This is a genomic window from Leptolyngbya sp. NK1-12, assembly GCF_032598965.1.
Taxonomy (GTDB): Bacteria; Cyanobacteriota; Cyanobacteriia; order Elainellales; family Elainellaceae; genus Elainella.
In genome coordinates this window covers 4,337,483-4,363,145 of sequence record NZ_CP053586.1, presented here as the reverse complement: position 1 = coordinate 4,363,145, position 25,663 = coordinate 4,337,483, and the positions used below count along the sequence as shown (strand labels likewise).

Here is a 25,663-nt window from a genome sequence, read left to right as displayed (position 1 = left end):
ATCCTACCCTACTGAAAAATTGGCATGAATGGCTGGTCAATGATTGGTTAATGATGGATGAATGGTCAATGGCTGGAGCAATAGGTTTGCCGCACCCAAGCCGACTGGACGAGAGACGAGAGAATGTCCCGATTCAACGGCTTCACCAAGAAACCATCCAAGCCAGGATTATCTTCTTGCCGCAGCCAGCTTGGTGCATGGACATCGGTCAACGCCACAATCGTAATGCCAGAGGTATCCGCCAGAATGCGGAACTGATGCACCAAAGATTTGGGCCATTGGTTTTGATTCCCCGTCAGAATCAACAGATAGGGAGGAGCCTGACTGGCTCTCGCCATCGCCTGCTCCGGAGAACTCGCAACGACCAATGGACAACGCAGATGACCCAGCAGCGATTCAATCAACTGAAGGTCATCAGAGCCTTGATCTAATATCAAAATATAGTTCTGCAACTGTTCCATGAGAGCATTAGCACGCTATGGGCTAATATAGCTCTCTAGATTTATTGCTAGTTCGTGGTATAAACGGTAGAAACTTTGAATTTAATAGCTTCCAGCGATCATTTCTAATTTGAAACTTTCCATTTTTCTTAGCTTTTCCTGTCAGGTACAAAACAAACCTTTTTATTGAATTATTGGGAAAGTATGTAAATTTTTGAAGTTAAAAGTTTTACTTTCTCGAAACAAGACAACAACTTAATTTGTCGCTCTATTTGTTAACAATTCTCCAGAGAAGTTCATTGTTTTTCTGATCTTTCACAGGTATAGATGCCAATTTAAGATCAGGATTATTCTTTAGAAACTGTTTAAACGCCTGCCGCCATTGTTTGCTGCTTCTGGGATGGAAGAAATACATATCGCTGAAGAAATCGCTGTCTAAGCCTTGACTAAGCTGGTTTACTTCTGCCAGCAGAGTACCAGGATCATCGACAGTTTGAGTGGAGCAGGTGTAGCAGGTCGGGCGCAGCAGTAGCTGTACCCCTGGTTTGAGTGCATGGCTGAGGGCTAGCAAATCGCCCGTTTCGGCATCGCTGATCAGCAACGGACGAGCGGCTGAGTTGATCACCTGAGCTACAGCCCAATTTTCTTGATTCAGCGTTTTTTGCCACCAAGTCGGAGCCGAGAAACTGGCAAGGCAGGAAACCAAACCAGCGCAGCATACCGCCGCCATTAGCAATCGGCCATTGCCCCAGCCTCGTCGAGCTTGAATCATTTGGCTGACAAGGTAAACTACGGCAAGCTGGATTCCTAATAGCGAAGGAATAAAGTAGCGGGGAAAGGTTGAGCGCAACCCGCCCAAGGCCAAATCCGCCAGCATCAAGGGCAAAATCGGCGTCAGAGTCAGGACCAAAACCATTAGCCAAACCTGCCGCGCGGTTGAGCGCCACAGAGAATAGAAAGCATAGGCCACCAGCAGCAGTACTCCTATCTGAACCAGGCGATCGATCAGTAGCTCACCCCGGTCATAAAACACGCGCCCTACGATACTGGCCCAGGTCAGCACCAACCGCGGCCAGGATTGCTGATTGTTGGTCCAATCCGTCACTGACTGCGCCTGCGACAGGTTTGTCACCAACAGCCACAGCCAGGGCAAAAACAGCATCAGGCCGGTGCAGCTGGCAATTAGATAGGCCATCCAGCGTCGAGTTATGCGAGATTTGAGCAGAGGAAATCCTGATTCCAACAGCAGATAAATTCCGTGGGCCATTACAACCAAACCGCTGAGCAAGAAGGTGTAGAGGCTGAGGGTAACGCTGAAGGCATAGAGCAGCCAACTCAGGTAAGTCTGGGTCCGCAGTGCTCGCAGAAAGACCGCTGTCATCACTAAGGTAACGGTTCCCCAAAGGCTGTACTGCCGCGATTCTTGGGCGTAGATCACCTGAAACGGCGAAATGGCCCACAGCCCAACCGCAACCCAACCCGGCAAGGCCGAGGCAAACGCACCAGTTTTGACGAATAGCTCCTGACTGAGCCAATATACGGCGGGTAGACTCAACAGGCTAAAGAGGGCAGGCAGCAAGCGATAGGCCGCCACCGAACTGCCAACCCAGTGGATCCAAACATGGGCAATCGCGTAGTACAGCGGTGGGTGCTGCGTATCTTCGACCGCCAAACTCTGGATAGTCGCACTTAAACCTCGGTCAGAAGTAGGCTGCTGAAACTGCTGGAGTTCCTGCACACTGACCACCTCTGAGGCAGCAAAGTGTTGTACCACGTCCGCTTCGGTATAGCCAGCGGCCCGCAGGGACGTAAAGGCTTCGTCGTACCAATAAACTTTCCGGTCGAGATGGGCAAAGCGAAACAGCAGCCCTAGGCTCAGCAAAACTACCAGCAGAAACCGCATGACTTGATATAAAGAAAATCAAAGAAAGGTTAAGCCTTCTGCTGTAGAGTTCCCGTTCTAGGCAATGACCGCACCTGGGTAGCCAATCCTGCTTAAAGCAAGTTTGCCCATTGGGGGTTTTCCTGGAGCTGCTTCAATATCTTCTTAATGTCCTGTGTCCGGTCTTTTTTGACGATTAGCGTCACCTTGCCATCCCGCACAATCACCGTATCGTCTAAGCCAATCGTGACGATCAGGTCATCATCATCGGTGGCGTAGAGCAGCGTGCCCTGGGTATCGAGTCCGACATGTTTGGCCAGCTCCACATTGGGGTTCTCATCCTTGAGCAGACGTTCGATGGCGTTCCAATCCCCCAAGTCATCCCAGCTAAAGCTAACCGGCAGCACATAGGCTCGGTCGGTTTTTTCCATCAGCGCATAGTCGATGCTGAGTTTGGGCAGATTCAGATAGGCCGAGGGTCCCTGCTGCTGCAAAGGTTGCAGAATCTCTGGCGCGTGAATTTGCAGCTCCTTGAGCACGATGCCCGCTGGAAACACAAACATGCCGCCATTCCAGCTAAACCGACCCGTCGCCAAAAATTGTTCTGCTGTCGCGAGATCGGGCTTTTCGGTAAAGCGGCTCACCTTATAACCCGGCAGTTGGTTAAATGTACCGATGGCTTCCCCCTGTTCGATATAGCCATAGCCGGTAGAGGCATAGGTGGGTTTAATGCCAAGCGTGGCAATAGCAGCATTTTGCTGGGCCAGCTCTTCAGCGGCCTTCAGGGTTTGCTCAAAGACATCTTGCTCCCCGATCCAATGGTCAGCAGGGAAAAAGCCGATAATGGCGTCTTCTCCATAGCGCTGGGCAATTTCCAGCGTGGCCCAGGCAACGGCGGGGGCAGTATCCCGTCCTTCCATTTCTACCAGCAGGTTTTCCAGCGGCAGATTCGGGAGCTGCTGCCTCACCCCTTCTTCGAGATGGGCCGCTGTAATCACCCACAATCCTGACCAGCCACCAGCCAGGTTCAATAAACGGTCTGCTGTTGCTTGCAGCAAACTCCTACCGCTGCCATCTAAGCTGAGAAACTGTTTGGGACGATGTTTCCGACTTAGAGGCCAAAACCGCTCTCCTTTACCACCAGCTAAAATTACGGGGATCATGACATTTGGGTGATTGTTCTACAATTTCGCCTTATCCTAACAAGTCTTGCGCGCGTCTCAGATCCGCTGAAATACTCGCTTTATCGCAATTTCATCAGCAATAGGTCAATTCCCCCCGATTTTCACGGAAGCAAAATCTCTCTGCTCACTCGTTCAAGTTGAACCAGAGGAGGGAAGACAGTCTATCCACGGTTCAGGTTATAATTCGGGGGCAATTAAACAAAACTAAACATTTAGCGAAATTCTTCTACTTAAGAAGTCATGCAGCTAAGCGATTCCATTCGATAGCTCCCCTAGGTATTCTATTGCGGCGGCGTTTTGCCAAGGCCATCGACCTATAGCTGGATGCGGGTTACATAAGCCATCAAGAGGTGAAAGCGTGAAACAGAAGGGATATGACTCTCAATTGCAGCGTCCGACCCAGGAACCTCCGAATGAGGTAACCAATGGGATGACATCCCCGCCTGCATTAGAGCCTGACCGTTCTGTAAGTCCTGCTTCTGTAAATCCTGCTATTGCTCGCCCTGGCATGGGCAAATGGCTGTTTCGAGGGTTTGTCTTAGGCTTAAGCGCGACGGTTTCTGCCGTGGTAGGGGCTGCTCTGGTGTTGATGATGCCACTGCCGACAGCCATAGCGCCTACTGGCGCCCGTGAGCCGTTTTCGCTAAACGATCTGTGGCGTCAAGGCTTTCGCTATCAAATTACCCGTCCGGTGAATATTTTGGTGATGGGAGTTGATTTACCGCTGAACCTGCCTGAGGGCAGTGACCCTAACGATATGTTTGCGGGCCGCAGTGACACAATGCTGTTGGTGCATCTGGACCCGGCTACCCAGACAGTCAGTGTTCTGTCGATTCCCCGCGATACCAGAGTTGATATTCCAGAGCTAGGAATCGAAAAAATCAACTACGCTAATGCGGCAGGAGGGCCGGAACTAGCAGCCAAGGTTGTTAGCAGCACGTTGAATGGCGTCACGATTGATCGCTATGTCCGCGTCAGCACTGGTGCCTTTCGGGAGTTGGTGGACTTGATGGGCGGCATTGAGGTCTATGTGCCCGAACGCATGGAATACACCGACAACACCCAGAAGCTCAAAATCGATCTTCAGCCCGGCCACCAAACCCTAAGCGGCGAACAGGCAGAACAATTTGCTCGCTACCGCAACGATGCCGATGGCGATATTGGGCGAGTGCAGCGCCAGCAGCAGGTAATTCGGGCACTGCGGGAAAAATTGAGCAGTCCGGCCATGCTCACGAAGCTGCCTGCCGCAATTGAGCTGTTTCAAAAGTACATCGACACCAATTTGTCGATGGAAGAGATGCTGGCCTTGGCGAACTTTGGCCTAGATCTGGAGCGAGACAACTTCCAGATGGTGATGTTGCCCGGTCGCTTTAGCACTCCCGACGAATCGGTGGCCAGCTACTGGATTCTGGATCCGGTCGCCAAAGATCAGGTGATGCAAGAGCATTTTGACGTCAGCTCGATTGCCGCTGTGACGCAGCAGCATGACCGCAAGGAATTGCAGATTGCGGTACAGAATGCCTCTAGCAATCCCCAGATTGGCACCCAGATGGCTGCTTATTTAGAAGCTCAAGGCTATGGAAATGTCTATGTGATCGAAGATTGGCCTGAGGCCCAAAGCCAGACCCAGATCATTGCCCAACGGGGCGACTTGCATAGCGCTGAACTCATGGAGGCAGTGTTGGGTGTGGGTGAAATTGTGCCCGCCTCCACTGGAGATTTGCAGTCTGATCTAACAATTCGTGTCGGCAATGACTGGACGCAGCAGCCGCGGATTCAGAATAGTTACTAGCTTGAGATAGTTACTAGCTTGAGCGAGTTGGGCTGAGGTTATCGAGCATGATGGACAGGAGGCGAAACCGTGAATCAGATTCCGTCCCTACAAGGCGATAGGTCAGGTAATAGGCCAGCAGCTCAGCCAGAGGTTGGCAGGGGGGCGTTGCATTCCCGATTGCAGCGCTGGTGGAAGGGCATCCTGTATGGAATTCTTGTCCTGGTGCTGGCCGGTTTCTGGGTGCTGATGTTGGCTCTGCCGGTGGCAGCCCAGCCCGATACGGTCAACTACAACAACGCTAACCTAAACAACCAGGACTTCTCTCACGCCGATCTGCATGGCAAAAACTTTGTGGCGGCTGAGATGCGCAACATCAATTTAGAAGGGGCCGATCTGAGCAATGCCATGCTGACCAAGGGCGTCATGCTCAACGCCAATTTGCGCAATGCCAACTTGACTGGCGCTTTGGTGGATCGGGTGTTTCTGGTTGGCTCAGATATGACAAACGCGATTCTAGAAGGGGCTACTCTGGCCCGCACCAGCTTTCAGGATGTGACAATCACAGGAGCCGATTTTACCGATGCCATCATTGACCGCTACGAGCTGATTCAACTTTGCGAACGAGCTGATGGTGTCAATCCGGTCACGGGCGTGACCACGCGCGATAGTTTAGGCTGCCGCTAGCTCTCAATCCAGGGTTTAACGGCGTCCCAATCCAGAAATTCCTGCAAAATGGATTGGTAGCCCGCACTGTTGGGATGCAGGCCATCTTGAGTGAGACGACTCATCCACCAGGCTTCACCCCGCGATAGCCAGCAATCGAAAATATCAAGATAAGGAATTTGTCGAGCTTCGCAGGCCAGCCGAGTTGCTTGTTTGTAGCGATACTGGTCGGCGTGGTTATAGTACAGACACTTTGAGAAGGGCATTTTGCGCTCATTTACCGGCGTCATACCCACAAACACTACCGGACAGAGCTGTTGCGCCTGATCCAGCAGGTCAGCCACATCGATCTCAAAGTCGGCAAAGTCGGTGAAATTCTTGCCATCCAAACGACCCAGACGCGCTGAATCGTTCAGCCCAACTGAGAGAATAATCATATCGGGCACCCGGTGTCGCAATTCGCCGCGATGGCGAAACTCGCTCTCTAGCCGCCGTGCTACCTGCCGCATCCGGTCTCCCCGCACCCCCAGGCTATACAGGGCGTGACCAGGACTTTCAGGGGTCATCCACTGCCGCCGCAGTCGCTCGACCCAACCGCCACCCTCTGGATCGCCAAATCCGTAAATCAGGCTATCTCCTAGTGCCACAATTCGTAACGATGTGGGCTGGGAAGGCAGGGTAGATAGGGAATGAGAAGACTGAGCTTGCGTTCGCTGATCGGAGGTATGGGCAAGAGTTTGCATGCTACAGCAATCAGAACAAAATGACGAGTAAAGTTAAGTTTGATTTAATTGCGCTTTGTATGGGACTTTACCATTCCTGGCGTCAACTTAGCAATTCTTAGTATAAGTGCCCAGGAAATGCGCTTGGCTTCAGCTCAGGTTCATGCTAGACGCCGCCAGCTTAACATTGAGCTGATGAAAATTGTGTCAACTACCCGACCGCTAAATAAAATTCTGGTCAAGTCAGGTTAAGCGTCGCTGTTGGAAACCCTGGGGTAATCTTCAGACATTCGCATTGTTTCGATCGTGCTTTTGATGGTGGCCGCGATCGGCATGGCTAAAACTACACCGATAAAGCCAGCTACCCGTCCGCCAATCAGCAGCGCAATGATAATCCAAATCGGATTGAGGCCGGTAAAATCTCCCCGCAAGCGAGGCGCAATAATGTTGTCGGTAATTTGCTGAAAAACTACGCTAGCAACCACCACCTGCACAGCAGGCAGAAATCCCTGTAGGCCAAACACCAGCAGCGTCACCAAGCCGATGCCAACCGTGGCTCCAAACAGCGGTACCACTTCCAGCAGGCCAATGATCAGCACAAATAGCAGCGCAAACTTGATCTGCAAAATCAAAAACGTCGGAATCAGAAACAGCACCATCACCAGCGCCAGCAATAGTTGGCTCAAAAAAAACTGGTGAAACTGCTGTTTCAGAGAGGTGCTGAGGGCATTGCCCAGTTTGCTCGGCAGCAGATTGGTTAAGCCTTTCCAACAGCGTTCGCCATAGAGCAGCATATAAAACGCCAGTACGATCAGCAGAATCGTCGCGAAGATCTGACCGACCGTATTAATGGCCAATTCGGGCAGCTCGGCAATGCCAGCCTGAACCTGATTGTTGACCTGATTCGTGATCTGGTCGAGGTCGAACGGCAGTTTGTGTTGGTTGATAAAGCTTTGCAGCCAGTTGATGTTGCGGTTTCCGGCTTCGAGTAGAGCTGGCAGCCCTTGCAAAAGCTGGGTGGCCTGCCCAATCACAATCGGGAGCAGGGTAAATCCCAAGATGACCAGCGTCACCAGAAACAAGAACAGAACCAGCAGGACAGCCTGGGTCCGGTTGAGGCGAAAGCGCTCGAACAGCCGTACCAAGTAATCCAAAATTAGCGCCAGGATGATGCTGAGAATCAGGAAGGTAATTAAACCTTCAAAGTACTGAAAAACCTGACTCAGTACCCACAGGTTTAAGACAATAATTGGTCCGCTGAGTCCGTACAGCAGATAGCGTCGAATCAGTTCAGAAAGCTGCATCCGCAAAAGCTAAGAAAGTGAACATGACACCCATCCCCTGCCTCAATCCTAGAGCCTGAAACAGTACTTCAGCCGTCAGCGGTTGCAGTTTTGTCAACCATCACTCACGCGCCTGCATCGTCTGCAAAACACTGCGAATCAAGTCGTTCTCGACATCATCCCGGATGGTCACATCGCCGATGCGGGTAGGCAGGATAAACCGCACTTTGCCAGCCGTCACCTTTTTATCAGTCTGCAGAGCGGCCACGATTTCGTCGATGTCAATTGCGGGGTTAGTGGCAGGTAATTTGGTTGGCAATCCGGCTGTTTGAATCAGCTGCTTTTGACGATTGGCAGCATCTTGCTCCCACAAGCCCAGTTCCACTGCAATTTGCCCAGCCGCCACCATACCGATCGCAACCGCCTCACCGTGATTCACTACGCGATAGCCGGTCAAACTTTCAATTGCATGTCCAATTGTGTGCCCATAGTTCAGGATTGCCCGCCGTCCCGCTTCTTTTTCGTCGTTGCCCACCACATCGGCTTTTGCCTGACAGGAACGGGTGAGAATCTCTTGCAGCAGAGGTTCTGGAATATAACGCTGCTGATCAAGCCGCTTGGCAGCTTCGAGTTGACTGAACAGTTCCGCATCTATAATCACGCCGTATTTAATCACCTCGGCCATGCCAGCTCGGAACTCACGCGGCGGCAGCGTTGCCAATGCCTGCGGATCGATCAAGACCAACTTGGGCTGGTGAAAGGCACCGATCAGGTTTTTACCCTGAGGATGGTTAACGCCAGTTTTGCCTCCAATCGCCGCATCCACCATTGCTAAAAGGGACGTAGGAACCTGCACAAAGCGAATCCCTCGCAGCCAAGTAGCAGCCGCGAAACCAGCCATATCTCCAATCACGCCACCTCCCAAGGCCACGATAGTTGACGACCGCTCCAGGCGATGGGCGATGGCCGCGTCGTAGATTTTTTGTACCGAGGCCAGGGTTTTGTAGCGCTCTCCGGCTGGCAACAGACAGTGGGCGACCTCGAATCCGGCTGATGTTAGCGCGGTCAGGGCTTGCTCTCCATAGCGACGGAAAATCATCGGGTTGGAGATCAACAATACTTTCTGGCCCAGGTTGAGCGGCTGCATCCAATGGCCTAATTGGGCCAGTCCGCCTGAGGCGATCAGAATATCGTAGGACTGTTCGGGTAATGCAACCGTAATCTTGGATTTCATGGGCTGATTGTTTAGCTGACTCTTGATGGCTATTGGCTGATTTTATCTTGCGCGCTCTACCTTATGTCCCTTCTGGCTTTTGATCAATTTTTAGGTTTTGTGCCGCAGATGGCAAAAGCTGGTCATAATAATGCCGAGGCCAATTCAATTCGGGTGTAATTTGGGTGCAATCAATCTTGACAGACTTGACAATCTTGACAAAATTGCGTTCCTTCTCGGATTGGAGCAGGTAACCTTAGTATCTAGCAATAAGCAGCATTGGTTTGGGCCATGCTGTCTACCCGCCACATTCTAGTCAGGGATCCAACGGTGACTTCTCAAAAAGCGCAAATTCAAGCACTCCTGAACGGTATCGACGAGGCATTGAGCAAAACCAGCCCCCGCCTGCCGTGGGTGATGTCGAGTGATGCGATGCAGCAGCGGCAGATTTTGGAGCAAACTCGTCAGTATTTAGTTTCGCTTCAGCAGCAGCTTGATGCCGAACCACCCTCTATGCTATCCGAAGCGGCGATGGCTCCAGGAATGGCGTCCGGGACGCAGTCTCCTTCTGAGTCGGCCCAGCAGGTGCTCCAAGCAGTGCTGCAAGAGATGAACTATTGGCGGGTCAACATGCTGCAACCCCTGCGGACTGAGGTTGACTCACTGCAGCGACAGCGCGAGATGCTAACTCAGGAGATCCGTCAGCTCGAAGCCCAGCGCTATCAATACGGTCTATCTCAGCAAGCCCAGGCTCAGAATCAACAAGTGCTGATGGAGTTTCTCCAGTCGGCGATGGCGCAAATGCAGGCTAACTTATCGGGTCAGGTGACGCAAATGGTGGCTGGCCTGTCAGCCCAATCTCCGGCCCAGCTTCCGGCCCAAACGGACGCCAACTCCTCGACGGCTGGCTTGAGTCCAGCAGAGCGGTTGGCCCAAATGCAGCAGATGCAGGCTCAATCCGATCAGCTGATGCTCAAGCTAGATTCCACCTTGCAGGTCATTTTTGAGTCGCTCAACCGTAATGTTCAAACCTATCAGGAATCGCTAGAGCAGGGCTTGAACCGAATGCACAACCTGGGTCAGCAGGGAGAAGCCATGTTTGCCTTTCTGGTGAATCGCCTTGCTCAGCAGCTTGGCCGAGAAGCCTCGTCCTTTTTGCAGTCCTCCACCCCTGACTGGCCATCCTCGCAGACCGCTTTGCCGGGGCAAGACCAATCTAGCGATGCCAGCTTCACAGTAGCTGATTTCTTGAGCCAAGTTTCTGAACCGCCTCAGGCTTCCCCATCCTTTGCCCCTGCTGTTCCGTTTAATTTGTCTGAAGAAGTGCTAGATGTGGCCGAGCTGGATCAAACCGATGAGATGGTTGAATCTAGCAGCTTAGACGGCTTGGATTTGGAGCTGAACCAGCTTGATTTGAGCGCTGTGCCCAGTGAAACCGAAGCCACCGAGCCGTTTGACCTGTTTGCTGGTGACCAGCCCTTATCCACGTCAGATGCTGCAAACCCAGCTCCTGTAGACAGTGGGGCCAATCCATCTGTTACATCCGATCTAGATTCGGCTCTGGACCTGCTGAACCAGTTGAGTGCCGAGATGCAGGCTGGTCTGCTTGACGATGCGCCGGTGCAGCCATCTGCCAGCGAAGTCGAACTTTCCCACGAACCTGAGCTGATTACCACACCCGACTCGCTCTACAACGACGATTTCTACAACAACCTGTTTGAAGAGCCAGAGGCCAAGCCTGCCCCCACTGCAGGAGAAACCAGCATCAACGCACTAACGTTAGAGCGAGAGTGGTTTGGCGGGTTAGCCGATCCGGCGGTCCAGGCTGAGATTCAGCCAACCCAACCCGAAGCTCCGACGAGTCCGGTCAGTCAGTCGCTGGAGACCTTTTTGTTGACTAACCCAACGGCAGCCTCTGGCCTACCAGAAAAATCGGCAGACCTGTTTGCTAACTTCTCCTCTGCGTCAGCTCAGGATGCCGTGTCGGAACCGGTAGAGACGATTGTTAGCCTCACCGAACTGGTGCCTGACCCGGCCAGTGAAACCTCTGCTTCCAGCAGTCCAGCCTCCTCAGAACCGCAGCAGCCAACTCAGGAAGCAATGTTGCCGATCACAGAAGCGGCCACGGAAACACTCAACGTTAACTTGGGTGTGGATACGCTAGAGCACTTGGGGGAAGATCTGGTTCAATCTACGACTCAATCGACTGAACCCAGCCAAGATGGGGATTTGTTTGCCAATATCCCACCTGTAGAAACGCCGCAGCCGCCAGCCGAGTCAACCTCGCTGACGATTGAAGGGTTAGAAGAGCTATTCGAAGATTTACCCAATACGGCTGCTGCTGAGCCAACTTCATCGGTAGGGGATGCGACGTTCCGTTTTGGCGACATGCAGGCCACTCGCCCACCTGTTCCGCCAGAAGATACTGACTCATCTGAAAAAAAAAAGACCTGACGCCGATACGGCTGGCGCCGATTGGTCACTTGCCCACACCCAATGGTGAATGGACGCCCGACACAAGCTGGACTGCCCCGGCCCCAGAAGCAGGCACACTAGCTGAACTGATTCAGGATCTCACCGAGGGCCTGAGTGCTCCGCCACTACCACCGCAGCCAACCATAGATGTGGCTTCAGTCGAGACCTCTGCTGAAACCCCAATTGAACCTTCAGTTGAAATTCCCAACGAAACCACAAGCGCAACCCTGAGCGAAACTTTGGTTGAAACTCCGCCTGAAACTCTGCCTGTCAGCTCAATCGAACCACTAGCCGCAGCTAGCCTAGAGCGGGGGCCAGAGATTCGTCCCGACTCTGCGGCTGAACTGACCATTGACCCAGGTGTCTTGGAGCAACTCGATCAGCTTTTGGCCGAGCCTCCAACTGTCAGTGCTCTATCAGGACGTTCTGATTGGTTTCTGGGCATTGATATTGGCACGACGGGAATTTCAGCGGTGCTGCTCAACCGGTCAGAGTGTCAACTTTATCCCCTCTACTGGCAGCCCATCGACTCAGAAAGTAGTTTCGCCGTTAAGAAGAAATTCCGCTTGCCCACTGCCGTCAGCTTGAGTACCAGTGACGCCTCGGCCTCGCCGCTGCCTACGATTCGGTTAGAGGCAGCCGCGCCAGCATCCAGACTGAGCCTGAGTGAGTGGAAGCCTTACCTACGCGTTGCAGTGCCCCATTACTCGCCCCAAACCTCGCAGTGGGAACCCGTTTTGCAGTGGACTGAGCAGCAGACTGTTGCTCTCCGGACGTTGCAAGAAGCGCTTCAGCAGCTCCTCGCCACTCTGAACCCAGAGCGAGCTGCGTTCATGCCAGCTTTAGTCAGCGGGGCGCTGGGTCTAGAAACACCAGAATTTCAGACGGTTTTGCGAAACTTAGCGGGCATCATTGTGGGCTACCCCAGCAACTGGTCCGACACCTATAGTTTCAATCTGCGGGAAGCCATTCTTCAAGCCGATCTGGTGTCTCAACCCGAGCAAATCATCTTTGTGGAAGAGGCCATTGCTACCCTGCTATCGGCGCTACCGGCTACTGATGGCCGTTCCCTACGGCTGGCTCAACTGTCTCACGGACAGAACAAGCAGCCAACCTCGACGCAGGGCCATCTCCATAACGCCAACTGGAACGGCATGTCCCTGATTTTGACTGCTGGAGCTAGCCTCACCGAATTGGTGTTGGTGAATTTGCCCCAACAGTTGCAGAACCTGAGCCACACCGACTTTTATGTGCGCAGTCTGCCCCATGCCGGACAGAGTCTCGATCAAGATATTCTCCTCCAGCTACTCTATCCGGCCCTGCAGCAAGCTCAGCACCAACCTGAACCGAGCGGAGGTGGAACCAGCTACGACTTTGCTCTAGAACCGTTTGACTTCAGCCACCTCCAACTCGCCGACCTAGCCTTGCCTGCCGCTGACCTGGATCTAGCCAAACGGCATCAGCTACAGCAGCACTTGACCAGTTTTCCTGAGGGCCACCAGCTTTTGGCCGCCGCCCGCTCCCTGAAAGTGACCCTGCAACACCAGACCCGCTTCACGCTCAAGTATGGCACCCAGCGGCTCACTGTAGAGCGGCAAGACTTCACCAGCCAAATTCTCTTGCCCTACATCCAACGGTTAAACCGGGAACTGAACAGCCTGCTCACCCAAACCAACACCACCGCTGCCGCCATCAATCAGGTGATTTGTACCGGAGGCACGGCTTCGCTCACCGCTATCGCCCGCTGGTTGCGCCAAAAGCTGCCTAACGCCACGATTATCCAAGACAGCTATCCCCGCACGGGAGTAGACAACTGCATTCCTAGCTGTAGCCGCGTTGCCTATGGATTGGCGACCCTGCCGCTGCATCCTCAAGTGCTCGACTTAGCGCGGCATCGCTATAGCGACTACTTTTTACTGCTAGAGCTATTGCGGTCCTTACCTCAGCAAGCAATGCGAATCGAGGCTATCATGCAGATTCTGGATGAGCGCGGCATTGATACCCAAGCCTGTCGTTTCCGCATCCTGGCCCTGTTGGACGGCCACTTACCGCTCGGCCTCATCCCTGCTGAGGCAGATGCTGCTCTCCTCACACCTGCCTCAGCTGCTAATCCAGACTATCAGGCTATCCGTTTAGCCCCCCTCTTCCACAAATCTGCCGACCGGACCTACGAACCTAACCGGCACCAATGGGACTATCTTCAGCAGTATCTAGCCACCCTTCTAGCCGACAGTGAGCAAACTCTGCGCCAACCATTGGCATCTATCTTGCTGGAAAGCGCGAGGTCTGAGTAGATTGTGCTGAGTTTACTGTCGTTCCTGCACCCAGGCTCGTAATAACCGCAAGGCGGCGGCCAGACTCATTGAGTCGCTTTGTTCCATAAATTCTAGAATCCGGGCAGCGGGGAGAAATGGGAACGCCATACTGCGACTTTGTTCTACATAATCGTCATCCTGGAGCTGGTAGATCGAGAGTTTGCCCTTCAGCATGTCATCTCCGGCGGTGGTGACGTAGCGCCAAACTTCTGGGATGCCCATACTGGCATAGATGGGCAACTTTTCGATCTGGCTGCGGGTGAGGGCGACTTCTACCAGTAGATCGGGCGGCAGGTCCTGGGTCAAATCCAGCTCGGTTCGACGCGGGCGTTCTTCCAGGTAATAGCAGGCATCCGGTTCAGTGGCGCAGCCAATTTCAACCTGTTTGAGCGTGACCGGCATCAGAGAGGTAAGCGGAACGGCCATCTCATCAACTAGCACCAGAATCAACGAATCGATCAGTTTGCTGCAGCGCTCATGCACATCAATTGGCGTCATCATCTCCAGCTTGCCGCGTAGATAGGTCAGCCGCGCCTGGCGTTCTGGGCCTAGCTCCACCAGCAATTTTTCAAACTGCTGCCAGCTAACGTCAGATAGAACAATACGCTGTTCGGTTGGAAGCGGTTTTCTAGCCATAGAGACGCAGAGACTGCAGGAGCGAAGAGACCATCATCATACCTTGCGGCTGTACCCCATACTTCATTCCTGGCCCTCTGATCGGTGATGCCGTTCTGCTATCCTTCTTCGGATGCTATGTCCAGTGATTTGCTTGGAGAGGTGCCTGGAATTTCTCGTCCTGTGCGAACCCGCCACCAAGCCAACAGAGTGCTGGCAATAAAAATACTGGAATAGGCTCCGGCCACAAACCCGATAATCAAAGCAAGGGCAAAGTACTTGAGGGTTTCGCCGCCTAAAAAGAAGATGGCAATTAGCGGCAGCAGGGTGGTGAAAGTGGTGTTGATCGAGCGGCCTAGGGTTTGGTTCACCGCGTCATCCACGATCTCGTTGATTGAGCGATTGCCGTCAATTTGAATCGTTTCGCGAATCCGGTCGTAGATCACCACGGTATCGTTGACCGAGAAGCCCACAATTGTTAACAGCGCCACAATGAACAGACTGTCTACTTCGACTCCCAGAACCAGACCCAAGATCGCGAAGATTCCGGCAGTCACCAGCACATCATGCAATAGAGCAATAATCGCAAACACAGCGTAATCTAACTGAAACCGCAGGCTGAGGTAGATCATGATGCCCGCAAACGATACCAGCAGGGCCAGCATCCCCGATGTGAAAAGCTGCCGCCCAATTGTGGGACCGACCGTATCGATCTGGGTGCTATTGGGATCAAAGGTGCCAATTTTCTCGCTTAGAGCCGCCACCAAATTGCTGCGCTGCTCCACATTCAGGGTCGAAGTCCGGATCGAGAGGGCATGCTTCTCGTCGCCCAGCACCTGGATACTGCTACTGCCTAGACCCTGATCGGTTAGAACAGACCGAACCGCAGCGGGGTCGATCGGCTGGTCACAGTTGCCCGGTTTAGTGCAGTCCAGCTCTAGTTGCAGCCGGGTACCGCCCACAAAGTCAAGGCCGGGGCGGAGCGGCGCTCGCACATTCTCCTGATTCCACAAAAGCGCCATTGCCACGATACCGCTGAGGATGATCAGCGAAGAGATGGCCCACCAAAGGGTACGTTGGCGAATAACCTGCAATTTCATGATTTCTCTGCCTGTAGTTTCGTTGCGGGAGGATTGGGGCAAAACAGCTGGGGTTTGCGCAAGCCGGGGAACGTGAGGCTGAACAGCAGCAGGGTACGGCTACAGGTAAGGGCCGTGAACATACTCACGACAATGCCAATTGCCAGTGTGAGGGCAAAACCTTTGACCAACCCCGCTCCCAGGAACCAGAGGGCAGCGCAGGCAATCAGCGTCGTGACGTTACTGTCGAGAATGCTGGAAAAGGCGCGGTAGAACCCAGCGGTGACGGATTTGTAGAGCGTGTTGCCTGCCTGTAGCTCTTCGCGCGTCCGCTCAAAGATCAGCACATTCGCGTCTACCGCCATGCCGATACTGAGGATAAATCCGGCAATGCCCGGCAGGGTCAGCGTCACGGGCACAATGTCAAAAATCGCCAAGGTGAACAGAGCGTACAGCAACAGCGCAATATCGGCGATTAGTCCCGGCAGACGGTAATAAACCACCATAAAGATCAGCACCAGCGCTAAACCAAAAAGGCCAGCATAGATACTGCGTTGAATACTGTCCTGACCGAGGGTGGCTCCGACCGTCCGGTTTTCCACCACTTCGACCGGCACTGGCAAGGCACCGCCCTGCAACTGTTGAGCTAACCGGGCTGCGCCTTGGGCATCAAAGCCACCGGTAATGCTAGCCGTGCCGCCCGTGATTCCCGCTTCGGCATATCGGGCATCTACGCGAGGGGCACTAAGGAGGCGATCATCCAGAAAAATTCCTAAACTGCGTCCGGTTCCGGCTACGGCCTTGGTTAATTCAGCAAATTCATTGGCTCCCTGGTCGTTAAAGACGAGCACCACTTCCCAGCTCGTACCTTGCAGCGGTTGGGCGTAGGCATTTCTCAGTTTCTCGCCCGTCAATTCCGTTTTGTCGAACAGGGCGGCGATTGCCTGCTCGCTGCCGTTGAGTTCTTCCTGCTTTTTGGCGATAGCTTCAGCATCGTTGGCCTGCTTCAGGGCTTCTAGCTCTAACCGCTTCTGCTCGCGTACCTGCAATTCAATCCCGAACTGGGCTTCGCTACCTGCCCGCTGCTGCCGAAAATCGAGCTTGGCCACATCTTGCAAGATCCGTTCCGCTTCACTCGGATCGCTTACCCCCGGAAGCTGTACCAGCAATTGGTCTTCACCAACTGCCTGCACCACAATTTCCTGCACGCCATTGGGGTTGATCCGGTTTTCCACCACCTGCTGAACGGCTTCCAGTTTTTCTGGTGTAATTTGAGGAACGGCCTCGGTGGTTTTCACTTGAAGCGTCAGTTGGGAACCACCCCGCAAATCGAGACCAAGCCGCAGCGGTACTTGGGTCAACACCACTACAGCGGCAATCGCCAGAATCAAAATTAAAGCTAAAAGAGAACGTTGTCTGCCCATAAATGTAGCCGCCACAACAACCGCTATGATAGCTGGATTTTGGGACGGAGGGGGGAAGGTTAGAAGTTTTGAGATCTAAGTTCTGGGTTTTGAGTTGGACAATCGTTTGAGGCCCAGGCCATTGCCTGATTGGGCAGATTGCACCGTCGGTGAGATTGCCAGATTTTGTAGTGCCACTGGCTCACTGACAGCAGGCTCGCTGCACCCGTTGGGCTGAATGATTGAGTTGAATGATTGAACCGGATAGCTCAAATCGCAAATTCCCAAGTTTTGCCGTTGTTGGCTGCCTAACGCTTACCAAGTCAATTTTTGATATAAAATTCTATCGATAGTCTTGCCTTGAGCAATCCGTTTAGATTCTGAGGGGTTGGGTTTACCCCTGGATTGCAGGTGCACGATTGGACGTATCCATCTATTGATGTATCCATCTATTGGAGAGGACAGAACACATGGCATTCACACAAGATCCTTTACCTTATGATTTTGGTGCTCTAGAGTCGCATGGGATGTCGGCTAAAACCTTTGAGTTCCACTATGGCAAGCATCACAAAGCCTATGTGGATAATCTCAACAAATTGGTGGATGGAACTGAGCTTGCTGATAAGCCCCTTACCGAAGTGATTACTAGCAGCTTCAAGGATGGCAAAACTGGGATTTTTAATAACGCAGCTCAAGCCTGGAACCATACTTTCTTCTGGAATAGCCTGTCGCCAAGCGGCGGCGGTGCTCCTTCTGGGGCGATTGCAGCCAAAATTGATAGCGACTTGGGCGGCTATGACAAGTTCAAAGAGGAGTTCAAAAATGCGGCAGCCACGCAATTTGGCAGCGGTTGGGCTTGGCTTGTGCTGGAAAACGGCACTCTCAAAGTCACCAAAACCCCGAATGCCGAGAACCCGCTAGTGCACGGCCAGGTGCCGCTGCTGACGCTGGATGTATGGGAGCACGCTTACTACCTTGACTTCCAAAACAAGCGCCCAGACTTTATCCAGAATTACCTAGATAGTTTGGTGAACTGGAACTTCGCCAATCAAAATCTGGCCGCAGCCTAGTGTTGGCCTTGGCTAATCCTTGCAACTGACGACAGGATCGGGGCAGTCATGAGCAATCGTGGCTGCTTTTCTTTCGATTCTTCTATTTCTATCTTCTATTCCTACAGCATTTTTCACTCATGTGAGGTATGGGGGTGTGCGGACTTCGCCTCCCCACAGGGGCAGTGCCCCTGCACCCCGTTTTTCGTACTTCACTAGCCCGAAAAAGGCTGTATCTTCTATTCCTAAAGATCGGTTTAACCTGATTCCAGGCTCAGGATTTGGGCGCAGTGAAACAGAATAGATTAAGGTAACTAAAGGCATTGCAGCCTATCAAAGCCCTATCGAAGCATTACCGAACCTATGGACAGTGAAGAACTCGCCCAGTACATCGAAGCCACAGACGGCATCTCTAAGCCCTGGTTGTTGACCCAGCTGCGCCTAAAAAAACTGCAAGAACGACGCACCAACCTCACCCCTGAAGAATACGAGGCCGAACTGAGGGATATTCACCAGGATTTGATGAATTTAGGTGAGTGGTGGGTTGGGCGTGAAGATGAGGTGTTTTAGGGGAGAGGGGACAGCAGGAGCCGTTCAATTCAGGGATGAGCCATTATTTCGGTCAGGGTAGTTCGTGTGGGCGTAGCCTCCCTAATTTTAATAATTCTGCCTCCTGCCTCCTGTCTCCTATCTCCCCCGCAATTGCACGGCTTTACTGCGAAACTAAGAAGGTAGGTTTCGTTCTCCTGTTGCTTGTCTGGATATGCCCAGATCTAAAAAGGCCACTAAACCAAAGGCCACTAAAGTGCCTCCCCGCCCGGACCTTAACGACTCACGGTATTACTTCAACCGAGAACTGAGCTGGCTGGAATTTAACAATCGGGTGTTGCACGAGGCGTTTGATCCCCGCAACCCGTTACTAGAGCGCCTCAGATTTCTGGCTATCTTTTGTTCTAATTTGGATGAATTCTTTATGGTGCGGGTGGCGACGCTGAAACAGCGCCTAGAGGCAGGAATCAGCAAACCTACACCAGACAATCGCACGCCAGCAGAACAGTTGCTTGCGATTGCAGAGCGATTGCGGCCAATGGTGGCTCAGCATCACCGTCACTTTGAGCAAGCCCTGCGTCCCCAACTCGCAGCCAAAGGTATTTATCTGCTTGACTATGCTGATTTGAAACCACAGCAGCAGCAGTATCTTCAGCACTATTTTGAAGAGCAGATTTTTCCGGTACTGACACCGCTCGCGCTCGATCCCAGCCATCCGTTTCCCTACATTTCTAACCTGAGCCTGAATCTAGCAGTGGTGGTGCAGGATAGTGCAACTGGCGTCAAACGGTTTGCTCGAGTCAAGGTACCCAACCTGTTGCCTCGATTTATCGCACTGCCAGACACGCTGTGGCCGGTGCATCGGAGCCGGAAAACGGTTTGGGCTGGGGTGCCGATCGAGCAAATTATCGCCCAGCATCTGCATTTTTTGTTTCCAGGCATGACGGTTACCGAGTTTTACTTTTTCCGTCTCACCCGCAATGCCGATCTGACGCTAGAAGAAGACGCGGAAGACTTGCTGCAAGCGGTGGAGCAGGAACTGCGCAAGCGACGGGTTGGGGCAACCGCCATCCGGTTAGAAATTCAATCCTCGATGCCAGCCCCGATCCGCTCCACTCTGATACGAGAGTTGGAATTGACCGAGCAGGATATTTATGAATCAGACGGGTTAATCTGTCTGCGCGATCTGCAACTCCTTTCCGATCTACCGCTACCTGAACTGAAGTATCCGGCTTGGACGGCGGCAATTCCACTCCAATTACGGCAGACGAATCAGCGGTTTAATCGAGAAACGCTTGAAGATATTTTTGCAGCAATTCGCCGCAGTGATATTCTGCTGCATCATCCCTATCATTCGTTTGCAGCGTCGGTGCAGGTGTTTATTGATCAGGCAGCTCATGATCCGGCGGTGTTGGCGATCAAGATGACTCTCTACCGCACCTCAACCGATTCTGCACTACTAGAAACGCTAATTGCGGCGGCTGAGAACGGCAAACAGGTGACGGTGTTAGTGGAACTCAAAGCCCGCTTTGATGAAGCGGTGAATATTCAATGGGCACGACGACTGGAACAAGCAGGTGTACATGTGGTGTATGGTCTGATGGGCCTCAAAACCCACGCTAAAGTTGCTCTGGTCGTGCGGCAGGAAGGCAGCGAAATTCAGCGCTATGCCCATATCAGCACCGGTGATTACAACCCCCGCACGGCTCGCCTGTATACGGACGTGGGCTTACTGACCTGCCGTGAGGATTTGGGCACGGATTTGTCTGAACTGTTTAACTATCTGACTGGTTATTCTCGTCAACGGCGCTATCGCAAGCTGCTTGTCGCCCCAGTGAACTTACGCGATCAGTTGATTCGGTTGATTCATCGGGAAAGCGAGCACTGCCAGCAGGGATACCCGGCGCGGATTGTTGCCAAACTTTGCGCCCTGGTGGATCCTCAGATGATCAAAACTCTCTACGAAGCCTCGCAAGCGGGCGTGAAAATTGACTTAATTGTCCAGGGAACCTGCTGTTTATCTCCGGGTATCGCTGGTGTGAGTGAAAATATTAACGTGATTAGTATTGTGGGCCGCTATCTGGAACATTCTCGCATCTTCTATTTTCACAATCGAGGCGCAGGCGAAACCTACATTGGCAGTGCCGACTGGATGACGCGCAACCTTGACCGTCGTATCGAGGTGATTGCTCCGGTTGACGATCCCTCGCTGGCTAAAGATTTGCAGGAAATTCTGGGTACATTACTAGCCGATAACCGCTATGCTTGGGAGCTAAAATCTACCGGACGCTATGTGCAACGTCGCCCACGCTCGCTTGCTGCGGAGATCAATGCCCAAAAGGTGTTTATGGAGCTGGCAGAGCAGTGACGATTGAATAGGTCAACCGCATGCTTGATCCTCCGTTCACTAGCTCAATTTTGCAATTGAGAGATTCTACCGTTTTCACTAAATACTCTTTTGACTAAACACTTAAAGCTAGAGGCTGTACGTTGACCATACTCAGTAGAATATCAACAATTTTTTCTAGCTTATCAATGTAGTAATCTTCTGTATCGATATAAGCAGCATTGTTTGTAATTTTCAAAAACTTCCATTGATTGCCTGTCGTTACTGCACCATAGACTGTGTCAATCAGGTTCCCTTTTGCTTGGTTGAATATATTGGCGGCAATCATTGCTGCAAAACATTGAGCCAAACCACCTTTGATATTCTCATTTTTGGCTTCAACTAGAATGGCAACAGGAGCTTGGATGTAGAACTGTTGAGTGGAGCGGCTGATAATAAAATCGCAATATCCATTTAAACCTTGGGTTGGATCAACATTAAACTCAACTCCAGAAAATAGACTAATTTGGTCCTGTGTTAAACGTTTCAGTTCAATCAAAATCGGAGCAATGATCATTTCTGATCGCGCTTTTTCCGTATTGATCGAAAGCGCCAGCTTTGTACTGTAATCTAAATAGGATACGAACGCTGGATTAAGCACAAAAGCAGGATGCCGTTCACCAAATAAATTCACATTTCCGTGAATCACTAGACCAAAGGCTTGCTCAATTTGCTCCAGGGTAAAGTCTCTGTAAGACATTATCTTTTCCCACGGATTCTACTCAACAGAAGTACTCTGATTTTACTCTTTGGTTCAGATTGCTGCTCGCGAGTCATGCCCTGCCTCTGTTTGTGGTGTCTCTAGTTTGGCAGAGCATGTTTGAGGATGCCAGAGGGTTGTGGGTGCAGGTAAGGCGTTCAGCTCAATCGATCCAAAAGCTCAGCGTCAAAATACTCATCACTTCCCCAGGATTGGGACCGGGCAACAGCGGACTCCAAGCTTCAGCCTCGGCAAAGTTCAGGCGATGCAGTCGATGAATCACATGCAGCACGCCTCTGCGAGAACCAATCGCCAATAGTCGAACAGACTCGCGGGTTGGGTCCGAGGTGACTGTAGTGTCAAAAGAAAAACGCACCGCAGGAGTATGGGTTGAATCCTCTAAAAAATAGTTCTGCATAGGATTTTGCTGAGCCTGAATAAGTGAACGTAATCCAACTGGATCACATTTACATCATACAGAACGTGATCCATCTGGTCTACATTTACCTGGTCATCAACCTCTGACACGATTATTGGCGACACCTTCGTGAACAGGGTGTTGCTGAATTGGCGTATGAATTGCCCCGTTCGGCTGAGCTTTCGACCTGAGCTCAAGCCGAAGGGCTTACGTCGAAGCCCTAGCTCCCCAAGTCTGAGGGGAATCGGACTTTCAAAGTCCCCCAATATTGGGGGATTTAGGGGGCTACCCACGTTACAGCAACTCCACGATTCATATCTCTATTCAGCAATGCCGAGCATGGGAAGAGCAGGACAAGCCCTCAAGCGAATTTTGGAGAAATATGGCATTAGCCAAAACAGCTTGGCAGTTGCTTTAGGTGTTGAACGAGGCAGTGTCTACCGCTGGGTGCATGAAGTTCGTGACCCCAATGCCGAAACGGTGGTTGAAATCGTCACAGCTCTTAGAGATATCAATCCATCTGCCGCTGAAGCGTTTGTGCAACTCTATCTAGGCGATGTGGCGAGGGGGAAACTAGACCCAGACAACGACAAGCAGGAGGGCAGGACAGATTAATTATTGAAGTCGGTAACGTGTTTCCTGTTGCATCGCTGCGATGCACGCTCAATTGCATTTTGGGCAGCAGACGGCGGTTGAAATCCAATTTTCCGAGAGTGCTGATGCTGTGGTGGCAGGAGAAGTAGAGGCAAGCAAAAAGGGGTAGACTCCTCTACCCCCCAGATGATTCAAAATCTAGAACCAGCGACTAGGCCGTAACCAACTCCGGTGCTGGACGCTTGCTGGTGCGGATACCTTCGATCGCTGTCGCGTAATCCTTTTGACCAAACACGCCTGAACCCGACACAATCGCGTTAGCGCCCACTTCCAGCACTTGCCAGGTGTTGTTCGCTTTTAGGCCGCCATCCACTTCAATCCAGGGATCGAGGCCGCGCTCGTCGCAGATTTGGCGCAGTTTACGAATTTTGCCAACCGCAGATGGAATGAAGCTCTGGCCGCCAAAACCAGGGTTGACGCTCATGATCAGGACGATGTCGCACAGATCCAGCACATAGTCGATCAAATCGAGCGGGCTGCCCGGATTCAGCACCACGCCTGCTTTTTTACCCAATTCTTTGATCTGTCCTAAAACCCGATGTACATGAATCGTAGAGCTGGATTCGGCATGCACCAGAATGTGATCGGCTCCGGCTTTGGCAAAATCGGCCACATATCTCTCTGGCTCGACGATCATCAGATGCACGTCCAGTGGCTTTTGGGTGTAGGGGCGGATGGCATCCACAATCAGCGGACCGATCGTAATATTGGGAACGAAGCGACCATCCATCACATCTACATGCACCCAGTCAGCTCCAGCCTCGTCGATGGCCTTAATTTCCTCTCCCAAGCGGCTAAAGTCTGCTGATAGAATCGATGGGGCAACGACGATTGGTTTCGGCGATAAAGTTTGGGTCATAGCTCTCCTCAGATCTCCTGCGTCCTGTTTTGTAAGCGTCCTGCTTTTGTAATCAGTGTAACAAAGCGCAACCCCAGCCCCTTATTTGGATGTGCGGATGGCTGGCAAATTTCATCAGAAGTTTACCATAATCGTCTTGCTTTTTCGGATACCAGGATTACCCATGACCCAAATGCAGCGGCAGTCTTCAGTCCCAGCCAGCCCCCGTTCCTCTCAAACCTCAAACCAGCGATTGTATCTGCGACTGCTTTGGCGCTGCGCTGCACCCCGACATCGGACCCACCTAGTGCTGCTGGGGAGTGCGGTTCTGGGTTTTCTGAGTGCTCCGGTGTTGGCCTTAAGTAATTCGGTGGGAGAAACGGGCATCGATGCCTATCGCTTGCACGAAGCTCCCTACAATTTGACGGGGCGCAAAATTGCCATCGGGCAGGTGGAAGTGGGGCGTCCGGCTCAGCTAGGGTTGGACAAGGCCGCCAATACCAACTCGGTGGTGCGGGTGCAGCGCTTGTTTGTTCGCAACAATTCGGCCCAGCCCAATGATTATGTGGACAATCACGCGGCCCGAGTTGCCAGCATCATGGTCAGCCAAGACAAGCGGCTGCGGGGTGTTGCGCCGGGTGCGATGCTCTACTCCTCGGCGATTGGTAACGATCCAAATGGCGGGCAGCCGCAGGAATGTGTGGCGACGCAAACCGTGGCCAACCAAAACGGTGGCGATGTGCGGGCAATTAACTTCAGCTTTGGTGAATCGCTCAGGCGCGATCCGCGTCCCAAACCTGTACTCGACGGCAACGCTCTGCTGACCCAATGCGTAGACTGGTCTTCGCGCGTACACAATGCCCTTTACGTGATTTCCGGCAACCAGGGCCGGGGCGGCTTTCCGATTCCCACGGACACCTTCAATGGCATGACGATTGCCAACTCGATGACGCTGATTCCGAATACGGGCGTTTTCGATAAAGTCGATTTTTTCAGTTTGGGCAGTGAGCCGACCTTCGTGATTGGCCGCGATCCCGCTACCGAACGGAATGTGGGACCCAGACGCTCGGTGACTCTCGTTGCTCCCGGACGAGCCATCGCCACCTTCAAGCCCGATGGGTCTGTCGCTCCTCCCGATACAGGCGGCACCAGCTTTGCCTCTCCCCATGTCACGGCTACGGTGGCACTGCTGCAAGAATACGGCGACCGGATGATCCGTCAAGGCATGGACGCTAACAGCCCTTCCCCCCAGTGGACCCTGATGGCGCGGCAGCAGGAAGTGATGAAGGTAGTGCTGATGAATTCGGCAGATAAACTCAAAGACACCGGTGACGGGCTGTTACTGAGAATGAGCCGCACCTTACGCAACATTGCCAACCGCACCTGGCTAGAATCGGATGCCTACCGCGACCCCAAACTACCGCTGGATGCCGAGATGGGTACGGGGCATCTGAATGCCTACCGTGCCTTTGAGCAGTTCAAATCAGGACAATGGAGTCCGACAGCGCCGGTGCCCCCGATTGGCTGGGATTACCAAACGGTAGATGTTTCAGAAGCAGAGGCTCCTAGCTATCGAGACTACGAATTGGAGCAACCCTTGCAGGAGGGGAGCCATGTTGCAGTTACCCTAGCCTGGAACCGCCTGGTGGAATTGCAAGACAGCAACCAAAACGACGCCTTTGATGAAGGAGAATCGTTTCAGGACCAGGGCTTGAACAACCTGGATATCTATCTCATGCCGGCCGAGGCGACTGATACGTCAGACAGCGTCTGGTCATCGGTGAGCCAGGTTGATAGCGTCGAGCATATTTTCCATCCGATTCCGACAACCGGACGCTACAAAATTCGGGTGGTGTTTCGTAAACAGGTGAATCAATCCGTGCAGCCCTATGCCCTAGCTTGGTGGACAGTCCCTGCCCGCTGAATCCGGTAAACCAGTTGCTAAAACCGTAACCGCAGCGAACTTTGGAGCCAGCACTGTCATCCTGGAGAAGTAAAAGAAGTACCGTGTGAGGATGACT

21 protein-coding genes are annotated in these 25,663 nt (G+C 52.6%); 9 read left to right on the top strand and 12 right to left on the bottom strand.

Annotated features, from left to right (window positions below; genetic code table 11):
• Positions 1–65 precede the first annotated feature (65 nt).
• The 3 genes from HJG54_RS18575 to HJG54_RS18565 form a co-directional block, all read right to left on the bottom strand.
• Entirely contained in the window at positions 66–461 is a 396-nt protein-coding gene (locus HJG54_RS18575) for a response regulator (RefSeq protein WP_316430558.1), read from the bottom strand.
• Positions 462–708: 247 nt separating this feature from the next.
• Positions 709–2,343 carry a glycosyltransferase family 39 protein gene (locus tag HJG54_RS18570; protein ID WP_316430556.1) on the bottom strand — a complete coding sequence of 545 codons (1,635 nt, stop codon included), beginning with the start codon at positions 2,341–2,343 and terminating at the stop codon, positions 709–711.
• A gap of 92 nt (positions 2,344–2,435) precedes the next feature.
• On the bottom strand, positions 2,436–3,485 hold the full coding sequence (locus tag HJG54_RS18565) for a mannose-1-phosphate guanylyltransferase (RefSeq protein ID WP_035997376.1): 1,050 nt from the start codon (positions 3,483–3,485) through the stop codon (positions 2,436–2,438).
• A gap of 379 nt (positions 3,486–3,864) precedes the next feature.
• On the opposite strand from HJG54_RS18565, the gene HJG54_RS18560 reads away from it, so the two are divergent.
• Both HJG54_RS18560 and HJG54_RS18555 read left to right on the top strand, forming a co-directional pair.
• Positions 3,865–5,298 (top strand): LCP family protein, encoded by a 1,434-nt coding sequence (locus tag HJG54_RS18560; protein ID WP_316430554.1) that lies wholly within the window; start codon positions 3,865–3,867, stop codon positions 5,296–5,298.
• A 69-nt stretch (positions 5,299–5,367) separates the two neighbouring features.
• Positions 5,368–5,964: a pentapeptide repeat-containing protein gene (locus HJG54_RS18555; RefSeq protein WP_316430552.1), complete on the top strand. Its 597-nt coding sequence runs from the start codon at positions 5,368–5,370 to the stop codon at positions 5,962–5,964.
• Here HJG54_RS18555 and HJG54_RS18550 read toward each other — a convergent pair.
• The 3 genes from HJG54_RS18550 to aroB all read right to left on the bottom strand — a co-directional run bounded on the left by HJG54_RS18550 (position 5,961) and on the right by aroB (position 9,182).
• The gene (locus HJG54_RS18550) at positions 5,961–6,686 is read right to left on the bottom strand and encodes a GDSL-type esterase/lipase family protein (protein ID WP_316430550.1); all 726 of its coding nucleotides are present in this window, start codon (positions 6,684–6,686) and stop codon (positions 5,961–5,963) included. The genes HJG54_RS18555 and HJG54_RS18550 overlap by 4 nt on opposite strands.
• A gap of 227 nt (positions 6,687–6,913) precedes the next feature.
• Entirely contained in the window at positions 6,914–7,969 is a 1,056-nt protein-coding gene (locus HJG54_RS18545; protein ID WP_035997374.1) for an AI-2E family transporter, read from the bottom strand.
• Between the two features lie 100 nt (positions 7,970–8,069).
• Positions 8,070–9,182, bottom strand: a complete 1,113-nt coding sequence (gene aroB / locus HJG54_RS18540) for a 3-dehydroquinate synthase (protein ID WP_316430549.1) — start codon at positions 9,180–9,182, stop codon at positions 8,070–8,072.
• Positions 9,183–9,491: 309 nt separating this feature from the next.
• Between aroB and HJG54_RS18535 the strand changes: the two genes are divergently transcribed.
• Positions 9,492–11,615, top strand: coding sequence for a hypothetical protein (locus tag HJG54_RS18535; protein ID WP_316430548.1), 2,124 nt, complete (start codon positions 9,492–9,494; stop codon positions 11,613–11,615).
• A gap of 29 nt (positions 11,616–11,644) precedes the next feature.
• On the top strand, positions 11,645–13,930 hold the full coding sequence (locus tag HJG54_RS18530; protein WP_316430547.1) for a hypothetical protein: 2,286 nt from the start codon (positions 11,645–11,647) through the stop codon (positions 13,928–13,930).
• A gap of 12 nt (positions 13,931–13,942) precedes the next feature.
• On the opposite strand, the gene HJG54_RS18525 is transcribed toward HJG54_RS18530, so the two are convergent.
• From HJG54_RS18525 to secD, 3 genes are all read right to left on the bottom strand, one after another.
• Positions 13,943–14,587, bottom strand: a complete 645-nt coding sequence (locus HJG54_RS18525) for a Uma2 family endonuclease (RefSeq protein WP_316430546.1) — start codon at positions 14,585–14,587, stop codon at positions 13,943–13,945.
• Positions 14,588–14,685: 98 nt separating this feature from the next.
• Positions 14,686–15,666, bottom strand: a complete 981-nt coding sequence (gene secF, locus HJG54_RS18520) for a protein translocase subunit SecF (protein WP_316430545.1) — start codon at positions 15,664–15,666, stop codon at positions 14,686–14,688.
• On the bottom strand, positions 15,663–17,069 hold the full coding sequence (gene secD / locus HJG54_RS18515) for a protein translocase subunit SecD (protein ID WP_316430544.1): 1,407 nt from the start codon (positions 17,067–17,069) through the stop codon (positions 15,663–15,665). Before secD ends, secF begins: the two co-directional genes overlap by 4 nt.
• 449 nt (positions 17,070–17,518) lie before the next feature.
• On the opposite strand from secD, the gene HJG54_RS18510 reads away from it, so the two are divergent.
• The 3 genes from HJG54_RS18510 to ppk1 all read left to right on the top strand — a co-directional run bounded on the left by HJG54_RS18510 (position 17,519) and on the right by ppk1 (position 21,014).
• Positions 17,519–18,118, top strand: coding sequence for a superoxide dismutase (locus tag HJG54_RS18510; protein WP_035997358.1), 600 nt, complete (start codon positions 17,519–17,521; stop codon positions 18,116–18,118).
• 342 nt (positions 18,119–18,460) lie between these two features.
• Complete coding sequence (locus HJG54_RS18505; RefSeq protein WP_316430542.1) at positions 18,461–18,667, top strand: hypothetical protein; 207 nt, start codon at positions 18,461–18,463, stop codon at positions 18,665–18,667.
• Between the two features lie 193 nt (positions 18,668–18,860).
• Positions 18,861–21,014 (top strand): polyphosphate kinase 1, encoded by a 2,154-nt coding sequence (gene ppk1, locus HJG54_RS18500; RefSeq protein ID WP_316430540.1) that lies wholly within the window; start codon positions 18,861–18,863, stop codon positions 21,012–21,014.
• Positions 21,015–21,108: 94 nt separating this feature from the next.
• Here the strand turns inward: ppk1 and HJG54_RS18495 are convergent, their stop codons facing one another.
• Positions 21,109–21,732 (bottom strand): hypothetical protein, encoded by a 624-nt coding sequence (locus HJG54_RS18495; RefSeq protein ID WP_316430538.1) that lies wholly within the window; start codon positions 21,730–21,732, stop codon positions 21,109–21,111.
• Positions 21,733–21,895: 163 nt separating this feature from the next.
• Positions 21,896–22,150, bottom strand: coding sequence for a hypothetical protein (locus tag HJG54_RS18490; RefSeq protein WP_316430536.1), 255 nt, complete (start codon positions 22,148–22,150; stop codon positions 21,896–21,898).
• A gap of 339 nt (positions 22,151–22,489) precedes the next feature.
• Between HJG54_RS18490 and HJG54_RS18485 the strand changes: the two genes are divergently transcribed.
• Positions 22,490–22,765, top strand: a complete 276-nt coding sequence (locus HJG54_RS18485; RefSeq protein WP_316430534.1) for a helix-turn-helix domain-containing protein — start codon at positions 22,490–22,492, stop codon at positions 22,763–22,765.
• A gap of 190 nt (positions 22,766–22,955) precedes the next feature.
• Here HJG54_RS18485 and rpe read toward each other — a convergent pair whose 3' ends face one another.
• Complete coding sequence (gene rpe / locus HJG54_RS18480; protein WP_035997347.1) at positions 22,956–23,663, bottom strand: ribulose-phosphate 3-epimerase; 708 nt, start codon at positions 23,661–23,663, stop codon at positions 22,956–22,958.
• Positions 23,664–23,826: 163 nt separating this feature from the next.
• On the opposite strand from rpe, the gene HJG54_RS18475 reads away from it, so the two are divergent.
• Positions 23,827–25,566, top strand: coding sequence for a S8 family serine peptidase (locus HJG54_RS18475; RefSeq protein WP_316430532.1), 1,740 nt, complete (start codon positions 23,827–23,829; stop codon positions 25,564–25,566).
• Positions 25,567–25,663: the final 97 nt, after the last annotated feature.

Bases quoted from the DNA above. Each gene is read 5' to 3' on its own strand.
- HJG54_RS18575 (WP_316430558.1), bottom strand. From the start codon at position 461: ATGGAACAGTTGCAGAACTATATTTTGATATTAGATCAAGGCTCTGAT.
- HJG54_RS18570 (WP_316430556.1), bottom strand. From the start codon at position 2,343: ATGCGGTTTCTGCTGGTAGTTTTGCTGAGCCTAGGGCTGCTGTTTCGC.
- HJG54_RS18565 (WP_035997376.1), bottom strand. From the start codon at position 3,485: ATGATCCCCGTAATTTTAGCTGGTGGTAAAGGAGAGCGGTTTTGGCCT.
- HJG54_RS18550 (WP_316430550.1), bottom strand. From the start codon at position 6,686: ATGCAAACTCTTGCCCATACCTCCGATCAGCGAACGCAAGCTCAGTCT.
- HJG54_RS18545 (WP_035997374.1), bottom strand. From the start codon at position 7,969: ATGCAGCTTTCTGAACTGATTCGACGCTATCTGCTGTACGGACTCAGC.
- aroB (WP_316430549.1), bottom strand. From the start codon at position 9,182: ATGAAATCCAAGATTACGGTTGCATTACCCGAACAGTCCTACGATATT.
- HJG54_RS18525 (WP_316430546.1), bottom strand. From the start codon at position 14,587: ATGGCTAGAAAACCGCTTCCAACCGAACAGCGTATTGTTCTATCTGAC.
- secF (WP_316430545.1), bottom strand. From the start codon at position 15,666: ATGAAATTGCAGGTTATTCGCCAACGTACCCTTTGGTGGGCCATCTCT.
- secD (WP_316430544.1), bottom strand. From the start codon at position 17,069: ATGGGCAGACAACGTTCTCTTTTAGCTTTAATTTTGATTCTGGCGATT.
- HJG54_RS18510 (WP_035997358.1), top strand. From the start codon at position 17,519: ATGGCATTCACACAAGATCCTTTACCTTATGATTTTGGTGCTCTAGAG.
- HJG54_RS18505 (WP_316430542.1), top strand. From the start codon at position 18,461: ATGGACAGTGAAGAACTCGCCCAGTACATCGAAGCCACAGACGGCATC.
- ppk1 (WP_316430540.1), top strand. From the start codon at position 18,861: ATGCCCAGATCTAAAAAGGCCACTAAACCAAAGGCCACTAAAGTGCCT.
- HJG54_RS18495 (WP_316430538.1), bottom strand. From the start codon at position 21,732: ATGTCTTACAGAGACTTTACCCTGGAGCAAATTGAGCAAGCCTTTGGT.
- HJG54_RS18490 (WP_316430536.1), bottom strand. From the start codon at position 22,150: ATGCAGAACTATTTTTTAGAGGATTCAACCCATACTCCTGCGGTGCGT.
- HJG54_RS18485 (WP_316430534.1), top strand. From the start codon at position 22,490: ATGGGAAGAGCAGGACAAGCCCTCAAGCGAATTTTGGAGAAATATGGC.
- rpe (WP_035997347.1), bottom strand. From the start codon at position 23,663: ATGACCCAAACTTTATCGCCGAAACCAATCGTCGTTGCCCCATCGATT.
- HJG54_RS18475 (WP_316430532.1), top strand. From the start codon at position 23,827: ATGACCCAAATGCAGCGGCAGTCTTCAGTCCCAGCCAGCCCCCGTTCC.